Source organism: Rhizobium sp. Root1212 (assembly GCF_001424985.1).
Classification (GTDB): Bacteria; Pseudomonadota; Alphaproteobacteria; order Rhizobiales; family Rhizobiaceae; genus Pararhizobium.
This window is the reverse complement of the sequence record NZ_LMDA01000024.1, coordinates 42628-60078: the sequence shown is the minus strand read 5'-3', so window position 1 is coordinate 60078 and position 17451 is coordinate 42628. Positions and strand designations below refer to the sequence as shown.

Genomic DNA, 17451 nt, shown 5'->3' with positions numbered 1-17451 from the left:
GGCTTCCTCACATCCTGAAGACGCCGAAGCGCGGTGCTTGCGGGATCGGTGCGTTAAAGGCTGCCGAAAAGGCAAGACCCAATACGTCGCGCGTCTGCATCGGGTCGATGATACCGTCGTCCCAGAGCCGCGCCGTCGCATAATAGGGGCTGCCTTCCCGCTCATAACCCTCGCGGACGGTATTCTTGAACGTTTCCTCCTCCGCCACCAGCCAGTCCTCGCCGCGCGCCTCCATGGAGTCGCGCCGGATGGTGGCGAGCACCGAAGCCGCCTGCTCGCCGCCCATGACGCTGATGCGGCTGTTCGGCCAGGTAAAAAGGAAACGCGGCCGGTAAGCCCGCCCGCACATGCCGTAATTGCCCGCGCCAAAACTGCCGCCGATCAACACCGTTACCTTCGGCACGCTGGCGGTGGCAACGGCCGTCACCAGCTTTGCCCCATCCTTGGCAATGCCGCCCGCCTCGTATTTCCCGCCGACCATGAAGCCGGAAATATTCTGCAGGAACAGCAGCGGGATGCGCCGCTGGCAGGCAAGCTCGATGAAATGCGCGCCCTTCAGCGCGCTTTCGGAAAACAGCACGCCATTGTTGGCGATGATGGCCACCGGCATGCCCCAGATCCGGGCAAAGCCGCACACCAGCGTCGTCCCGTAAAGCTGCTTGAATTCATGAAACTCCGAGCCATCGACGATCCGCCCGATGATCTCGCGCACATCGTAGGGAATGCGCACATCCTGCGGTACGATCCCATAAAGATCGGTCGGATCGAGCAAAGGTGCCCGTGGCGCGGCAAGCTCGATATCGACGCTCTTGACGCGGTTCAACCGCGCCACGATATCGCGCACGATCATCAGCGCATGGGTATCGTTCTCAGCAACATGATCGACCACACCGGAACGCCGCCCATGGGTCTCGGCGCCGCCCAGCTCTTCAGCCGAGATCACCTCCCCCGTCGCCGCCTTCACCAGAGGCGGGCCGGCGAGAAAGATGGTGCCCTGGTTGCGCACGATCACCGTCTCGTCGGACATGGCCGGCACATAGGCGCCGCCGGCCGTGCAGCTTCCCATCACGCAGGCGATCTGGGCGATCCCCTGAGCAGACATCTGCGCCTGATTGTAGAAGATCGCGCCAAAATGATCGCGGTCGGGAAAGACCTCCGCCTGATGCGGCAGGTTCGCCCCACCGGAATCGACGAGGTAGATGCAGGGTAGCCGGTTTTCCAGCGCCACTTCCTGCGCCCGCAGGTGCTTCTTCACCGTCATCGGAAAATAGGCGCCGCCTTTGACTGTGGCATCATTGGCGACGATCATCACCTCGCGGCCCGAGACCCGGCCGACGCCGGTAACGATGCCCGCTCCCGGCGCCTCGCCATGATACATGCCGTTTGCCGCCAGCGTGCCAAGCTCTAGAAAGGGGCTGCCCGGATCAAGCAACGCCTGCACCCGGTCGCGTGCCAAAAGCTTGCCCTTGGACGTGTGGCGTTCCCGCGCCCGCGCCGGGCCGCCCTCGCGATAGAGCCCGGCCTGCCGCCGAAGCTCTTCGGCAAGCCCCAGATTAAAGTCATGATTCGAACGAAACGCGTCGCTGTCGCGATCGACGGCGGTGGAGAGAATGGTCATGAAGCGACAAGCTCCCGGCCAATCAGGTAACGGCGGATTTCATTGGTGCCGGCGCCGATATCATAGAGCTTGGCATCCCTCAGATACCGTTCTACCGGCCATTCCTTGGTATAGCCCGCCCCACCCAGCGCCTGGATCGCCTCCATCGACACTTTCACCGCATTCTCGCTGGCGAGCAGAATGGCAGCAGCAGCATCCGAGCGTGTGGTGCGCCCGGCATCGCAAGCCCGCGCCACGGAATAGACGTAAGCCCGCGCCGAATTCAGCGCCACATACATATCCGCGACCTTGGCCTGCATCAGCTGGAAATCGCCGATCGGCTTTCCGAACTGCTTTCGATCCCGCACATAGGGCAGCGCGACATCGAGGCAAGCCTGCATGATCCCGAGCGGCCCACCGGCCAGCACCGTCCGCTCATAATCGAGCCCGGACATCAGGATCTTCACACCCTCGCCTTCGCGGCCCATCAGCGCCTCAGCGGGAATTTCGCAATCGGTAAAGACAAGCTCCGCCGTATCGCTGCCCCGCATCCCCATTTTTTCAAGCTTCGGCGAAACGCTGAACCCCGGCGTTCCCTTCTCGATGATGAAGGCGGAAATACCCTTCGGCCCGGCCATCATATCGGTCTTGGCATAGACGACGAGCACGTCGGCATGCGGCGCATTGGTGATCCAGAATTTCGTGCCGTTCAGCACATAGCGGTCGCCCTTTTTCACCGCTTTCAGCTGCATCGAAACGACATCGGACCCCGATCCCGCCTCGGACATAGCAAGCGAGCCGACATGCTCGCCGGAGATCAGCTTCGGCAGATACCGGTTCTTCTGCTCGGGGCTCGCCCAGCGGCGGATCTGGTTGATGCAGAGATTGGAATGGGCGCCGTAGCTGAGGCCGATGGAGGCGGAAGCCCGCGAAACCTCCTCCATGGCGATCACATGCTCGAGATAGCCGAGCCCCGACCCGCCAAACTCCTCCTCGACGGTAATCCCGTGCAGTCCCAGAGCGCCCATTTCCGGCCAAAGCTGGCCTGGAAAACTGTTTGTCCGGTCGATTTCGGCTGCGATCGGCGCGATCCTGTCGGTGGAAAAACGCGCCGTCATCTCGCGAATGGCATCCGCCGTCTCGCCGAGCGAAAAATCAAACATCCTCATCCTCCCCCGAATGCGCTCCCAACGCGGCCGGTTCACAGCATTACATATGGAGGATCACGCCGATGTCCATCCGGCGCAAGGTGCATTTCTGTGATCTGCGAAATCGGAAGCCGCTTAGCGGTGGTGGTGGAAGATGCGGTTGTAGAACGACTCGGGGTCGTTGACGCAGGCATAGTCGAGCACGCACCGCTGCTTGTTGATATCGCGCAGGGTGACAGTCACGTATTTATCGCCGAGATCGCATTGCGCCGGCGGATAACGAAAGCTGCGGCCGCCAAAACCGGTGCGCACGAACACGGCCCCATGCTGCCGGATGATGTCGGAAATCGATTTGCAATCGTGGTCCCGCGCCTTGATTTCATAGGCATCGACGGCGAAGGCCACGGAAGGCGACAGCAGCAGGGCGGCAAAAATCAGCTTTCTCATGGCCGCAGTTAAACAGCTCCCGCGCCCGATCTCAAATCAATTCTGAACCCGAAAAAGCCGACCCGGAAACGGCTCCCCTCATCGGAATGATATTCCGCTGCCGTGACGACAAACAGAACGGCCTACCTTAATAAGCTAGTATTTTTATAGATTATATAGCCTACAAACACGAACCATCCGGTGCCTTATGTCATACCACCTCAGCCTTCTCGACAAGAGCCCCCTAGATCCCGGCCAGACCGCCACCGAGGCGCTGCAGACCTCGCTGAAATATGCGCTCAGGGCCGAGGCGCTGGGCTATCACCGCTTCTGGGTGGCGGAGCATCACAGCATGGCAGGCCTCGCCAGCTCGGCGCCGGAGATCCTGATCTCCCATCTCCTGGCGAAAACCTCCCGCATCCGCATCGGCTCCGGCGGCGTGATGTTGCAGCATTACAGCGCCTACAAGGTCGCGGAGACCTTCAACCTCCTCGCCTCGCTCGCCCCAGGCCGCGTCGATCTCGGCGTCGGCAAGGCGCCGGGCGGCTTCCCGATCTCGACCCGCGCCCTGCAGGCAGCCGTCTCGCCCGAGCGCAAGCCGGCTTTCGCCGATCAGCTTGCCGATCTCAACACCTACCTCCTGCAGCAGTCGGATGCCTCAGGCCTTTCGGCAACGCCCCTGCCCCCGTCTCCGCCAGAACGCTTCCTGCTCGGCGCCAGCGTCGACAGCGCCCGGCTTGCGGCGGAGAAAGGCTGGCAGCTCGTCTTCGCCGGCCACCTGAACGGCGACCCGGAAAACCTGCGCGAGACCTTCGAGGTCTACCGGCGAGAGAGCGGCCGTCCTGCCATTCTCACGCTCGCCGCCTTCGTCGCCGAGGACGAGGCACAGGCCCGCGAACGGGTCTCCGGCATGCGTATCTTCAAGGTCTTCCTCAGCAACGGCCAGACCGTCAACGTCGGCAGCGAGGAGCAGGCGGCCGAGTTCGCCCGCCAGTCCGGCATCACCGAGTACCGCGTCGAGGAAAAGGCCCCCGGCATCCTCCACGGCACCGCCGCCCAGGTCCGCAAGGAACTCGACGCGCTGCATCACCAGCACGGCATCACCGAATTCATCATCGAAACGCCGGCGCTGACCGCTGCCGAACGCTTCACCTCCATCGAGTTGCTCGCCAAGGAGCGGCTGTCGCTCGCCGCCTAATTTCCCGGAAAGGATCGCCCCATGACGAAGAAAAACGTAACGTTCGGCATCATGCTGCAGGGTCCCGGCGGACATATGAACGCCTGGAAACACCCGAGCGGCCCGGCCGACGCCAGCGTCAATTTCCCGTTCTTCGTGGAAACCGCCCGCAAGGCCGAAGCCGCCGGCATCGCCTTCGCCTTCGTGGCCGATGGCCTCTATATCAACGAACAGTCCATCCCGCATTTCCTCAACCGCTTCGAGCCGATCTCGATCCTCTCGGCGCTTGCCGCCTCGACCTCGAAGATCGGCCTCGTCGGCACCGTCTCGACCTCCTACAGCGATGTCTTCACCGTTGCCCGCCAGTTCGCCTCCATCGACCTGATCAGCGGCGGCCGCGCCGGCTGGAATGCGGTAACGACGCCGCTCGAAGGCTCCGGCCGCAACTACAGCCGCGAACATCCCGAACATGAGCTGCGCTACGAAATCGCCGACGAATATCTCGATGCGATCAAGGGCCTGTGGGACAGTTGGGATCACGACGCCTTCCCGCGGGACCGCGAAACCGGCGTCTATGCCGACAAGAGCAAGCTCCGCCGCCTGAACCACAAGGGACGCTTCTTCCGCATCGAAGGCCCGCTCAACATTGCCCGTTCGAAGCAGGGCCAGCCCGTCGTCTTCCAGGCCGGCGCCTCCGATTCCGGCATCCGGCTCGCCGGCAAGCATGCCGATGCCGTCTTCACCAATGGCGGCCCCTTCGAGGAAGCCAAGACCTTTTACGCACAGGTCAAGCAGAGCGCCATCGCCCAGGGCCGCGGCAGCGCCGATGTCGGCATTTTCCCCGGCATCGGCCCGATCGTCGGCGCGACCGCCGAGGAGGCGGAGGAAAAATATCAGGCGATCCGCAACCTCGTCACGACAGAGGAAGCGCTGCTCTATCTCGGCCGCTTCTTCGATCACCACGATTTCAGTGCCTACCCGCTGGACGAGGCCTTCCCGGATCTCGGCGATATCGGCAAGAACAGCTTTCGCGCCACCACCGACCGGATCAAGAAAACCGCTCGCGAGCAGAACCTCACCCTGCGTGAGATCGCGCTCGACGTCGCCACCCCGCGGACGGCCTTCATCGGCACGGCGGACCATATTGCCGATGAGATCATCCGCTGGGTGGACGGCGGCGCGGCCGATGGCTTTATCCTCGGCTTCCCCGTCATCGCCGAAGGGCTCAACGACTTCGCAACCCATGTCCTGCCCCGCCTGACGGAGCGCGGTTACTTCAACCCTGTGCTGGAAGGCGAAACCCTGCGCGACCATCTCGGCCTGCCCTACAGGAAGAGCCGTTACGCGACGGATACCGACGAGATCGAACCCGGAAAGGCGGCCCGCGCCTGAGGCGCGGGGAAAAGCCCATGAACGTCACCGTCTCGCCCTCTTCCGTTCAGGACCCCATCGAACGCGGCATCGCTGCCTATCTCGACGAGATCGTCGCGCTGCGCCGCGATCTCCACCAATATCCGGAACTAGCTTTCCGCGAACACCGCACCAGCAAGCTCATCGCCTCGCACCTCACCGCCTGGGGCTACGAGGTCACGACCGGCCTTGCCGGCACCGGCATCGTCGCCACGCTCCGGCGCGGCAACGGCGCCCGCCGCCTCGGCATCCGCGCCGATATCGACGGACTGCCGATCGAGGAAGCGACCGAGCTTGCTTATTCCAGCAACAATCCCGGCGTCATGCACGCCTGCGGCCATGACGGCCACACCGCGATCCTGCTCGCCGCCGCCCGCTATCTTGCCGAAAGCGGCAGCTTCGACGGTACCCTGCACCTGATCTTCCAGCCGGCCGAGGAAATCGGCGCCGGTGCGCGAAAGATGATCTCAGAAGGGCTGTTCGAACGCTTCCCGGTCGATGCCGTGTTCGGGCTGCACAACTGGCCGGGCGTCCCGTTGGGTCAGTTCGGCTTCGTCGCCGGCCCCGCCATGGCCTCGGTCGATCAGGCCCAGATCAAGATCATCGGCAGGGGCGGCCATGGCGCCGAGCCCCATCGCGCGGTCGATCCGGTGCTGGCCTCCGCCTCCTTCATCACGGCGCTGCAGAGCGTGGTGTCGCGCAACATCGATCCGCAGGAAACGGCTGTCGTGACGGTCGGCTCGATCCATGCCGGCTCGGCCTCCAACGTCATCCCCGAAAGCGTCGAACTGAAGCTCACCATGCGCGCCTTTAACGAAACGGTGCGCGAGCAGCTTCGCAAGCGCATCCCGGCGCTCGCCCGCGCCCAAGCCGAAAGTTTCGGCGCCTTCGCCGATGTCGACTACCGGCTCGGCTTCCCCGCCCTCGTCAACGATGGCGAGAGCACGGATTTCGCGCGCCAGGTCGCCCTCGACACCTTCGGCCCGATCAAGGTCGAGGAAGGCTTCAAGCCGCGCACGGCGAGCGAGGATTTTGCCTTCATGCTGCAGGTGCAGCCGGGCAGCTACCTCTTCATCGGTAATGGCGACAGCGCCCCACTGCACAGCGCCCACTACGATTTCAACGACGCGATCATCGCACCGGCCGCCCGTTACTGGGTGCGCCTGGCGGAAACCTTTCTCAACTGACGGACCCGCGACATGAGCGACGCTTTTCTCTACACCACGCCCCTCGATCCCCGCGCCAAGCCGCTGATCGACGAACTGACCTACGAATACGACAAGCGCTACGGTTCCTATTTCAGCACCGCCGGCGCTGCAGAAGAGATGAACCGCTATCCGGCCGAAGCCTTCGCCCCGCCCTATGGCAATTTCGTGCTCTTGATCCGCAACGGCGAAGCCATCGGCGGCGGCGCCTTCAAGCAATACGACGAGCAGACCGCCGAGTTCAAACGCATCTGGACCCGCGCCGACCTGCGCAGGCAGGGCCTCGCCGCCAAGGTGCTGGTGGAACTGGAGCGGCAGGCGGCCCATCAGGGCTACACCCGCGTCTATCTCACCACCGGCTTTCGCCAGCCGGAGGCGGTCGGTCTCTACCTGAAATATGGCTACACCGCCCTTTTCGACGTCGATGCCGACCCGGAAATCTACAAGACGCTGCCCTTCGAAAAACAAATCGGCCACCGCGCCGCCACCGTCATCGCGCCGCAGCCGGCGCTGGCGCTCGCGGCAGACCACCGCTGACCGGCCCAGAAAACCCAAAAAGGGGAAGACCATGGCTCTCACGACAGATTTCACCGGCATCGCGGCCGAGCACCGGCCGGCGGAACATCACAGCCAAGATTACGCCCGCTACCGGATCGTACCCGCCCGCCATCCCGGCCGGCTGATCGGGACGGTCTTCGCAGCGGTCGTCATCGCCGCCGTCGTCTACTCCACCTCCACCAATCCGCGCTGGGGCTGGAACGTCTTTGCCGAATGGTTCTTCGCCGAGCCGGTGCTGGCCGGCCTCGGCCGCACTTTGCTTCTGACGGCGCTCGCCACCGTCTCCGGCTCGATCCTCGGCACGGCACTGGCGCTCGCCCGCGTGTCGAAATCGCCGCTGCTCTCCGGCCTCTCCTGGGGCTATATCTGGCTCCTGCGCTCGATCCCGCTGATCGTGCTGCTGCTGGTGCTCAACAATCTCGGCTATCTCTACGAGACAGTCCGCATCGCCGTCCCCTTCAGCGATACCGTGCTCGTCGATTACCCGATGGTGCAGCTGCTGACGCCCTTCGGCGCCGCCTTCCTTGGCCTGACGCTCAACCAGTCCGCCTTCTTCGCCGAGATCGTCCGTGGCGGCATCCTCTCCGTCGATCAGGGTCAGCTGGAAGCGGCGGCCGCGCTCGGCCTGCCGCGCCGCCGCCAGGCCTTCCGCATCGTCCTGCCGCAGGCCATGCGCTCCATCCTGCCGACCGGCTTCAACGAGATCATCGGCCTCGCGAAAAGCACGTCCATGGTCTACGTGCTCGCCTTGCCGGAGCTGTTCTACACCGTGCAGGTCATCTATCGCCGCAACCTCGAGGTCATTCCGCTGCTGATGGTCGCGACCGCCTGGTACCTCGTCATCATGACGGTGCTCTCCATCGCCCAGCACTATATCGAGCGTCATTTCTCCAAAGGCGCCGTGCGCAACCCGGTACCGCTGCCCTTCCAGTCCTTCTTCGCAAGGTTCAACCGCGCCGCAAAGCATGAGGTGGCAGCCTTTCCCGCTGCCCGCAAGATCGGCTTTCAGGATGCGGCCCAGCTTAAAACCGGCGGCGCCGTGCGTATCCAGAAGATTTCCAAGAGCTTCGGCTCGCTGAAAGTGCTCGACAATATCGATCTCGTCCTGCCGGCCGGCAGCGTCACCGCCATCCTCGGCCCCTCGGGCTCCGGCAAGTCCACCCTGCTGCGCACGATCAACCATCTGGAGCGTGTCGACAGCGGCTTCATCGCCATCGATGGCGATCTCGTCGGCTACAGCCAGAAGGGCGACACCCTCTATGAGCTGAAGGAACACGATATCCTCAAGCGCCGCGCCGATATCGGCATGGTGTTCCAGAGTTTCAACCTCTTCCCGCACCTCACCGTGCTGGAAAATCTCATCGAAGCCCCGATCCAGGTGCGTGGCACAAGCCGCGAGGAAGCCATCCGCTTCGCCGGCGAGCTTCTGGCCCGCGTTGGCCTGAGCGACAAGATCAACGCCTATCCGCGCCAGCTTTCCGGCGGTCAGCAGCAGCGTGTCGCCATCGCCCGCGCCCTTGCCCTGAAGCCGAAGGTGCTGCTCTTCGACGAACCGACCTCAGCGCTCGATCCCGAACTTGTCGGCGAAGTGCTCGACGTCATCAAGGAACTCGCCCGCACCGGCACGACCCTCGTCATCGTCACCCACGAAGTCGGCTTTGCCCGCGAAGTCGCCGATACCGTCGTCTTCATGGAAGCCGGACACATCCTCGAAGCCGGCCCGCCGGCCCGCATCTTCAGCCAGGCCGATCACCCGCGCACCCGCGAGTTCCTGGCAAAAGTCCTCTAGCAAATTTCCGGCCCCGAAACAGCGGACGGAATGGAACCGACCTCAACCACAACCCTGAGATGAAAAAAAGGAGACGGGACATGACATTTCTCAACACGGCAAAACTTCTGATGGCAAGCGCGGTCGCGGTGGCCACACTCGGACTCGGCGCGGCACAGGCAGCTGAAAAGTTCGACCTGAGCCCCGACACCTCCAACCGCATCCGTGCGGAAAAGAACGAGGAGGCGATCAAGGCGATCTCGCCCGATTTCAAGTTCGTCACGCCCGGCAAGTTCACCGTCGCCATCAACGCCTGGGACCCGCCGATCGCCACCTTCGCCAATGATGCGAAGACGATCGTCGGCGCCGACCCGGATTTCGCCTCGCTGCTGGCAGATTCGCTCGGCCTTGAACTGGAAATCGTCTCGGTCGCCTGGGCCGATTGGCCGCTCGGCGTCTCTTCCGGCAAGTACGATGCCGTCATCAGCAACGTCACCGTCACAGAGGAGCGCAAGGAGAAATTCGACTTCTCCGCCTACCGGCGCGACGTGCTCGGCTTCTACGTGAAGGCCGACAGCAAGATCACCGAGATCAAGGAACCGAAGGATGTCGCCGGCCTCAAGGTCATCACCGGCGCCGGCACCAACCAGGAAAAGATCATCCTGGAATGGGACCGCCAGAATGTCGCCGCCGGCCTGAAGCCGATCGAGGTACAGTATTACGACGACCGCGCCGCAAGCGACCTCGCTTTGTCCTCCGGCCGCGCCGATGTCGAATTCAACCCCAATGCGACCCTGTCCTACGGCGCGGCCGTGAAGGGTAACACCAAGCTCGTCGGCATCGTCAGCGGCGGCTGGCCCCTGGCGGCCGAGATTGCCGTCACCACGCGCAAGGGTGCAGGCCTCGCCGAGGCGCTCACCATCGCCACCAACGGCCTCATCAAGAGCGGCAAATACGGCGAGGTCCTGAAGCGCTGGAACCTCGAAGCCGAAGGCGTCGATCAGTCCTTCACCAACCCGGCCGGCCTGCCGAAGAGCGGTTCCTGATCCCTCCCCGGCGCCGCCCCTTAAGCGGCGCCGGCCTTATCCCCCTGATGGAGACCACGACATGACTGGCAAAATGACTTTGCGCAGCTTTTTCCTCGGCGCGCTCGCCTCCACCCTCGCCTTGGCCGGATCGGCGCTCGCCGGCGAAACTTTCGACCTCAACCCCGAACAGGCAGGCCGCATTCACGCCGAGCGCAACGACAAGGCCGTGACCGCCATTGCCAAGAGTTTCGCCTTCGTCACGCCCGGCAAGTTCACCGTCGCGGTTGCCCCCGGCGGCCCGCCGCTCGCCACCTATGCGACGGACGCGAAGACGGTCGTCGGCGCCGATCCCGACTACGCCTCGGCCATCGCCGAAAGCCTCGGCCTTCAGCTGGAACTCGTTCCCGTCGCCTGGATCGACTGGCCGCTCGGCCTGACCTCGGGCAAATACGATGCTGTGATCTCCAATGTCGGCGTCACCGAACAGCGCAAGGAAAAATTCGACTTCTCCACCTACCGCCAGGGCCTGCACGGCTTCTTCGTGAAATCCGACAGCACCGTCACCGCCATTGCCCAACCGAAGGACGCCGCCGGCCTGAAGATCATCGTCGGCTCCGGCACCAATCAGGAGCGCATTCTCCTGCGCTGGAACGACGAGAACGTCGCTGCCGGCCTGAAGCCGCTGGAGCTGCAATATTACGACGACGAGGCCGCAAGCCTGCTCGCGCTCTCCTCCGGCCGCGCCGATGTCATCGTCCAACCTCACGCACAACTCGTCTACATCGCCGCCCGCGATCACAACATCAAGCGCGTCGGCACCTTGAGCGCCGGCTGGCCCGACCGCTCCGACGTGGCGATCACCACCCGCAAAGGCGCAGGCCTCGCCGATGCCCTGACCATCGCCACCATGGCCTGATCGAAAGCGGCGCCTACGAAAAAATCCTCGATCGCTGGCATCTGAAGGAAGAGGCCCTGCCGAAATCGGAAACCAACCCGCCCGGCCTGCCGAAATCCTGAGCGAGACAAGGCCCATGAGCAACAAGACCCCGAACATCCACCACATCGGTTTCCTGACGCCCGGCAACTATCCGGCCGACGACCCGCTGGCCGGCCTCGAAAAGACGCTGAAGCTTCTCGAATACGGCGAAGACCTCGGTTTCCAGAGCGCCTGGGCCCGCCAGCGCCATCTCGAGCCCGGCATCTCCTCCGCCACGGCCTTTTTGGCCGCCGCCACCCAGCGCACGAAGCGCATCCAGCTCGGCACGGCCGTCATCCCTATCGGCTACGAAAGCCCCTACCGGCTCGCCGAAGACCTCTCGACTGTCGACGTGCTCTCGCGCGGACGGCTGAATATCGGCCTCAGCGCCGGTCGCCCCCTCCATGCCGACCTCATCGGCAACCTCGTCTTCGATGGCGACTGGCAGAATTTCGACTTCTCCCACGACCGCGTGCTGCGCTTCGTCGAAAACCTGCGCAGCCACCCCATCGGCGATGAAATCACCGTCATCAAGACCCCGTTCGGCCCGCAGCGCCCGCGTCTTCAGCCGCATGCGAAAGGCCTCACCGACCGCATCTGGTACGGCGGCGGCTCGCTGCGCTCCGCGACCTGGGCCGGCCGCAACGGCTTCAATCTGCTGATCGGCAATGTGACGACCGGCGAAGGCACCGACGATTTCTTCGAGGCCCAGTCGCGGCAGCTGGAAACCTACCGCGCCTCCGGCGGCGAGGCCCGGCGCGTGGCGCTCGGCCGCGTCATCGTCCCCCTCGACAGCGCCGACGCCAAGACTCGGCAACGCTACCGCGACTACGCCGCCGGCCGCTTTAAGCGAACCCTCACCCCTCAGGGCGAACGGCGCACCCTGTTTGCAAAGGACATCGTCGGCACCTCCGACGAAATCCTCGAAAAACTCTTCGCCGACCCGATCCTCCCCCATATCGGCGAATTGCGGCTGGAGCTTCCCTACGAGTTCGAAGACGAGGAATACCGCCAGATCATCCACGATTTCATCACCCTGATCGCGCCCGCCCTCGGCTGGGAAAGCGGCCTCGACGCGCTGCCCGCACTGAAACAGACAGGAACATCGTAAGTGACGAAAACCATCGACTATTTCTTCTCCATCGGCTCGCCCTGGTCCTATATTGGCTTCGACACCTTCGTCGATCTCGCCAAGGATAACGACGTCGCCATCACGCCCTACCTGACCACCGTGGTCGAGGAAAACGGCGGCATCTTCTCCCGCAATCGCCCGGAGGTCCGCCGCGCCTATTGGGTGCGCGATCTCAAGCGCTGGGCGCGCGTGCGCGGCAAACCGCTCTTGCTCGAAAACCGCCCCGAACTCAGCGACCCCGCCCCGGCATCGCTGATCGTCATCGCCGCCTTCCTCGACGGCAAGGACTGGATCGGCCTCACGCGCGCCCTGCAGCACGCCTTCTGGGCCGAGGCACAAGACATCGGCAAACCGACGGTACGAGAAGCGATCGCCACCGCCGCCGGCCTCGACGGCGCTACGCTCAGCGGCCGGCAGGCGGATGAAGACGTGCGCGAAAAATGGGCGAACGACCGCAAGCATGCGATCGAGCATGGCGTCTTCGGCTTCCCCACCTTCCGCTACGACAGCGAACTCTACTGGGGCCAGGACAACTTGCCCTTCCTCGAACGCCACCTTACCGGCGACCGTCCTTAAACCCCGCTGCCCGCCTTCAATCGATCGGCAGCTCGGCCACGAAGACTGTGCCGTTGCGGCCATCGATCTGGCAGGTGCCGCGCAATTGCGCGACCAGCCCCTTGATCAGCCGGGTCCCCATGCCCGGCGTCAGCGCCTCTTCGTCAAAGCCGGAACCGTTATCGCTGATGACGAGCCGCAACAGATCGTTTTCCACCCTCTTGAAGCTGATGGAAATTCGCCCCCGAGTACCCGGCGGGAAAGCATATTTCAGGCAGTTGGTCACGATCTCGTTGGTCACAAGCGCCAGCGGCGTCGCCTTGTCGGTGGAGATAGCGATATCATCGACATCGAAATCCACCTCGACCGACGATCCGAACGCCTGCAGCAGCTTGTCGACGACGGATTTCAACAGATCGCGCGCGCAGAGTTGCGAAAATTCGTCCTGCCGATAGATCTGCTCATGAACCGCGATCATCGCAGAAATGCGGTCGGCCAGCGATTTCTGCACCTCCGGCGCAAGCTGCTGCATGCGCACGACCGACTGTACGGATTGCAGATTGTTCTTCACCCGGTGATGGATTTCCCGCAAAAGCAGCCGGTTTTCCTCAAGGGCGATTTCCAGTCGCTGCGATTGGGCGCTGTCGCGCCGGCGAAGATGACGAATCCAGCTGCCCGCCGCAAGCGAGCCAGTTGCCGCCAGCACCATCACCGAAACCGCCACGAAAACATTCCGGCGGAAGTCGTTGATCCCGGTCGAATAATCCGCCGACGCCAGCGCAATGAAATCCGTGCCCTCAACCTTGCGGTAGGCAACGATCCGATGGGCGCCGTCGACCGGCGAAATGGCCTCATAAGTGCCTTCGGAGGCTTTCGGCAGATAATCGGTGAAGAGCACATACTGGCTCATGTCGAGCGGCCCCTCCGCCAGCGGGTAGCGGGCGACGAGCAGGCCATCGGCCCGCACGAAGCTGACGGTGGAATTGCGACCGAGATCGACCGCCTCCAGGATCGGCGCCATCAGATCAACGTCGAAGGAAATCACGGCCGCGCCGGCAAACTGCCCCTTGCGCTCGAGCCGCTGGCTGAAGGTAAAAATCTGCTTGCCGCTCAGGCGGCTGACCATGAGGCCGGATACATAGGAATCCTTGCCCCTCGCCAGTTCGGAGAAATAGGGTCGGTCGACAATGCTGATCGGCTTGACCATCGGATCGGTCGAAAAGAGCGTACGTCCGGAGCGGTCGACGACATAGGCCTTGCCCTGCCCCGGAAGTCCCGCCACAGTCTCGTTGATGTTGCGCACCTCATCGCCGGCCGTGGTTACGATATCCGGCCCAAGTGTCTCGTCGATGCGCTGAAGCGATTGCCGCGCAAGCGAATCCAGCCACGACACGTTTGTAGCCACAATCTTCGAGGCGGAGACTGCGCGTTCCTCGGTCCTGCGCACAGCATCCTGATAGCTGATCATCAGCCAAAGGCTGAGCAGGATGACGAGCGAGGTGAACATCGCAATGATGATCGCCCCGGCAGCCGTCGCCACGGTGAAATGGCCATGAAGCCTTAATGCCACGCCACGCCCCTCCAAATCACCCGGCGGCAATCTAGACAGGAAAAAGACGCTATACCAGTGGATTAGATACTTTTGCGACGAGTGTGGCGCAAAAATGATTTCACGGCAACATTGCAGGCTGGAACCCTGTGTCTAAGATCACCTCCACCAAGGGCGGAGGTTGTAGGAATACAAGAAAAAGGCGGCCTGATAGCCGCCTTTCGTTACCATCCGATGGTCTTTGCAGAACCTGCCTAAGCGGCGATCGGAGCCCATCGCCATCGACATCCAGAACGAAAAGCACGATCTGAGCCTTGGAAAGCACGATCTCAAACGCCTGACAGCTTTCGAGGTCGGAAATCGCACGGAGTGCCCTAGATGACGAAGAAGTCTGCGTTGGTCAGTGCCAGGTTGGCCGAAAGCGTGGCGAAATGCACCGCGCCTCCGGCGGCATTACCATTCGAGTCGTAGAACAGCTTGCCCGTATCGGTCTCATAGATCAGACGGTCGTCAGCGTCCTGGGCGACGCCGCTGGCGTTTTTGGCAAAGGCGCCAGCCGACAGCATGCCGGTCTTCTTCAACGCAGTGAAAATACCATTCTCCAGCCAGATGGAATCTTTGTTGAACTCATCCATCCTGTCGACAGTAAAGTCCTTGATCCTGTCGACATTGCTCGTGGCACTGAGCGCGGAATTGAATTTGAAGATGTCTGCGCCGCCGCCGCCCACCAGGGTATCATTGCCTCCCCCGCCGTTCAGTATGTTATCGTTCCCGTTGCCGGTCAGCACGTTATTACCCTTGTTGCCGGTGGCGGAATACGCATACCAGCCAATCAATACCAGGTTTTCGATACTACCGGCTGCCTGGTTGGCGTCCGAGAGGTTGAAGTCGACCGAGGACCTGACCACATCCGTTCCGGCCGATCCGGAAACCGATTCATCGACGAAGTCCCCGGCGCCGACGACATAGGTGTCGTTGCCCGCGAGACCGATGAGCGTGTTGGCGCCATCGTTACCGGTCAGCACATTGTTCAAAGCGTTGCCCGTGGCGCTGATGGCGGCGGACCCCGTCAGCGTCAGGTTCTCGACGTCACCGAGCGATTGCGTCTTGTTGCTGAGGCTGAAGCTAACCGAGGATTTCACCAGATCAGTGCCGGAAGCCCCGGTCTCATCGACTTTGTCTTTGGCTCCGACAATATAGGTGTCGTTGCCTGCCCCACCGCTCAACACATTGGCGCCTGCGTTACCGGTCAGCACGTTGTTCAGAGCATTGCCCGTGGCATTGATAGCAGCGGTGCCTGTCAACGTCAGGTTCTCGATACTGCCGACCGCCTGAGCCGCATTGGCGAGGCTGAAGCTGACCGAGGATTTCACCAGGTCGGTCCCGGAGGAGCCGGCTTCATTCACCTTGTCTCCGGCGCCGACGACGTAGGTGTCATTGCCCGCCCCACCACTCAATACGTTGGCGCCGCTGTTTCCTGTCAACACGTTATTGCCCGCATTGCCGGTGGCATTGATCGCGGCATTGCCGGTGAGCGTCAGGTTCTCGATAACGCCGGTCACCTGGGCTTTATTGGCAAGACTGAAGCTTACCGAGGACTTCACCAAATCGATATCCCATTCATCGCCCTTCTCCTGCAGGATATCACCCACGTTATCGACGACATACGTATCGTTGCCTGTACCGCCGGACATGAGGTCGGCTCCGGCACCACCATCGATAAAGTCGTCCCCGTTTCGCCCAAGAAGTGTGTTGGCGTCACTGTTGCCGATCAATGTGTCGCTTGAATCGATACCCTGTACGCCTTCGATCCCCGTTAGCGTATCACGGTGCCCGAAACCATCTGTGGCATAGCCCGTTGCGAGATTGACGGTAACACCTCGCCAGCCGCTTTTTGAAGCGTCGCTCTGATATTCGACCCAATCGAATCCACCGCGGCCATCGATTACATCGCGGCCGCCAAGGCCTCTGAATGTTTCATCGGCATCTGACCCAAGCAGGGTATCGCCAAACTGAGTACCGTAGAACGTGGTCATTCCGACGAATGTTTCTGCATTCGCCCACGGGTCGGTGACCGTGCCGAGATGAGCGTCGAGTGTTACCCCACGACGAGCGGTTAAGTCGCCGTAGGCGTCGCTGAAGCTCAACGTATTCGTTTCGCCGGAACTGGCGACATAGGTGTCGACACCCGCGCCACCCTGGAAGAAATCGCCGCGCACCGAGCCTCCGCCAATCAGCGTGTCGTTACCGCCTCCACCGAGAAAAACGTCATCAACGGTAGTCCCCTGGATGGTGTCGTTACCGGAAAAGAGCCACTGATAAATGTCGGACCAGCTATCGCTCACCTCCATAAGGGTCGTGAAGTCTGCAAACGCGACGTTGTCGGCGCTCAGGTCGATCTTTTGATAGAGAGTACCGTTTTCATCGCGCAACTCGATGCCGGTCAGCGTACCGCCGCTGCCGATCAGCCCATCCGCCTCAAACTCAAGATTTTCTCCCGAAAATTTTAGAGTCATGCCGTTCCAATGCGCGAACGTGACATCGCTCGAACTCATCGAAACTTCGGAATCCCTCCATTGCGAGTCGAGATACTCTGCAAAATTTGGATTTTTTCCTTCATTCGGAAGGTAAGTCTTGCCCGGCCAATAGTAGGTATAGGTTGCCATTCTCTGGCCCCGTTTACACTCAAACGCACGCCCCGATTCATTTCCGTCGCGGCTTCTGGTTGTAATTCCTATCAAGGGAAATGGTTGAAACCAACCCCAGCCGGGAGCGAAGTGTTAAAATTTGGTTAACGGAGGTGGTCGCAATACTTGACCCGCGAGAAACGCTCTCGGATTCACAAGTTCTGCACGTTTCATGGGGAGTTGCGGGTAGCTGCCGACGGCGCTCCACAAGTCTGTCGACTTGGAGCGGAAATAA

General features: G+C 62.2%; 13 protein-coding genes and 1 pseudogene. 9 read left to right on the top strand and 5 right to left on the bottom strand.

What is annotated here, in order from left to right; translation table 11 throughout:
• Positions 1-7: 7 nt before the first annotated feature.
• The 3 genes from ASC86_RS20105 to ASC86_RS20095 form a co-directional block, all read right to left on the bottom strand.
• The gene (locus ASC86_RS20105; protein ID WP_056325376.1) at positions 8-1618 is read right to left on the bottom strand and encodes a carboxyl transferase domain-containing protein; all 1611 of its coding nucleotides are present in this window, start codon (positions 1616-1618) and stop codon (positions 8-10) included.
• Positions 1615-2760, bottom strand: a complete 1146-nt coding sequence (locus ASC86_RS20100) for an isovaleryl-CoA dehydrogenase (RefSeq protein ID WP_056325374.1) — start codon at positions 2758-2760, stop codon at positions 1615-1617. Before ASC86_RS20100 ends, ASC86_RS20105 begins: the two co-directional genes overlap by 4 nt.
• Before the next feature lie 120 nt (positions 2761-2880).
• Complete coding sequence (locus ASC86_RS20095) at positions 2881-3192, bottom strand: hypothetical protein (RefSeq protein ID WP_056325371.1); 312 nt, start codon at positions 3190-3192, stop codon at positions 2881-2883.
• A gap of 187 nt (positions 3193-3379) precedes the next feature.
• Here ASC86_RS20095 and ASC86_RS20090 point away from each other — a divergent pair, with 187 nt between their 5' ends.
• The 9 genes and pseudogenes from ASC86_RS20090 (at position 3380) to ASC86_RS20045 (ending at position 13001) form a co-directional block, all read left to right on the top strand.
• On the top strand, positions 3380-4369 hold the full coding sequence (locus ASC86_RS20090; RefSeq protein ID WP_056325368.1) for an LLM class flavin-dependent oxidoreductase: 990 nt from the start codon (positions 3380-3382) through the stop codon (positions 4367-4369).
• Positions 4370-4390: 21 nt separating this feature from the next.
• On the top strand, positions 4391-5740 hold the full coding sequence (locus ASC86_RS20085) for an LLM class flavin-dependent oxidoreductase (protein WP_056325365.1): 1350 nt from the start codon (positions 4391-4393) through the stop codon (positions 5738-5740).
• Positions 5741-5757: 17 nt separating this feature from the next.
• Positions 5758-6945 (top strand): M20 aminoacylase family protein, encoded by a 1188-nt coding sequence (locus ASC86_RS20080; RefSeq protein ID WP_056325362.1) that lies wholly within the window; start codon positions 5758-5760, stop codon positions 6943-6945.
• 12 nt (positions 6946-6957) lie between these two features.
• Complete coding sequence (locus ASC86_RS20075; RefSeq protein WP_056325360.1) at positions 6958-7500, top strand: GNAT family N-acetyltransferase; 543 nt, start codon at positions 6958-6960, stop codon at positions 7498-7500.
• 31 nt (positions 7501-7531) lie between these two features.
• Positions 7532-9310: an amino acid ABC transporter permease/ATP-binding protein gene (locus ASC86_RS26940; RefSeq protein WP_082510335.1), complete on the top strand. Its 1779-nt coding sequence runs from the start codon at positions 7532-7534 to the stop codon at positions 9308-9310.
• A gap of 80 nt (positions 9311-9390) precedes the next feature.
• Positions 9391-10335, top strand: coding sequence for an ABC transporter substrate-binding protein (locus ASC86_RS20060; protein WP_056325357.1), 945 nt, complete (start codon positions 9391-9393; stop codon positions 10333-10335).
• A gap of 73 nt (positions 10336-10408) precedes the next feature.
• Positions 10409-11334 (top strand): annotated as a pseudogene (locus tag ASC86_RS20055) (ABC transporter substrate-binding protein).
• A 14-nt stretch (positions 11335-11348) separates the two neighbouring features.
• Positions 11349-12404, top strand: coding sequence for an LLM class flavin-dependent oxidoreductase (locus ASC86_RS20050; protein WP_056325354.1), 1056 nt, complete (start codon positions 11349-11351; stop codon positions 12402-12404).
• Positions 12405-13001 (top strand): DsbA family protein, encoded by a 597-nt coding sequence (locus ASC86_RS20045; RefSeq protein ID WP_056325351.1) that lies wholly within the window; start codon positions 12405-12407, stop codon positions 12999-13001.
• A 16-nt stretch (positions 13002-13017) separates the two neighbouring features.
• On the opposite strand, the gene ASC86_RS20040 is transcribed toward ASC86_RS20045, so the two are convergent.
• Positions 13018-14550 (bottom strand): cache domain-containing protein, encoded by a 1533-nt coding sequence (locus ASC86_RS20040; protein WP_056325349.1) that lies wholly within the window; start codon positions 14548-14550, stop codon positions 13018-13020.
• Between the two features lie 353 nt (positions 14551-14903).
• Entirely contained in the window at positions 14904-17195 is a 2292-nt protein-coding gene (locus ASC86_RS20035) for a calcium-binding protein (protein WP_056325346.1), read from the bottom strand.
• Between the last annotated feature and the right edge of the window lie 256 nt (positions 17196-17451).

Coding starts and splice junctions, on each gene's coding strand:
- ASC86_RS20105 (WP_056325376.1), bottom strand. CDS start 1,618: ATGACCATTCTCTCCACCGCCGTCGATCGCGACAGCGACGCGTTTCGT.
- ASC86_RS20100 (WP_056325374.1), bottom strand. CDS start 2,760: ATGTTTGATTTTTCGCTCGGCGAGACGGCGGATGCCATTCGCGAGATG.
- ASC86_RS20095 (WP_056325371.1), bottom strand. CDS start 3,192: ATGAGAAAGCTGATTTTTGCCGCCCTGCTGCTGTCGCCTTCCGTGGCC.
- ASC86_RS20090 (WP_056325368.1), top strand. CDS start 3,380: ATGTCATACCACCTCAGCCTTCTCGACAAGAGCCCCCTAGATCCCGGC.
- ASC86_RS20085 (WP_056325365.1), top strand. CDS start 4,391: ATGACGAAGAAAAACGTAACGTTCGGCATCATGCTGCAGGGTCCCGGC.
- ASC86_RS20080 (WP_056325362.1), top strand. CDS start 5,758: ATGAACGTCACCGTCTCGCCCTCTTCCGTTCAGGACCCCATCGAACGC.
- ASC86_RS20075 (WP_056325360.1), top strand. CDS start 6,958: ATGAGCGACGCTTTTCTCTACACCACGCCCCTCGATCCCCGCGCCAAG.
- ASC86_RS26940 (WP_082510335.1), top strand. CDS start 7,532: ATGGCTCTCACGACAGATTTCACCGGCATCGCGGCCGAGCACCGGCCG.
- ASC86_RS20060 (WP_056325357.1), top strand. CDS start 9,391: ATGACATTTCTCAACACGGCAAAACTTCTGATGGCAAGCGCGGTCGCG.
- ASC86_RS20050 (WP_056325354.1), top strand. CDS start 11,349: ATGAGCAACAAGACCCCGAACATCCACCACATCGGTTTCCTGACGCCC.
- ASC86_RS20035 (WP_056325346.1), bottom strand. CDS start 17,195: ATGGCAACCTATACCTACTATTGGCCGGGCAAGACTTACCTTCCGAAT.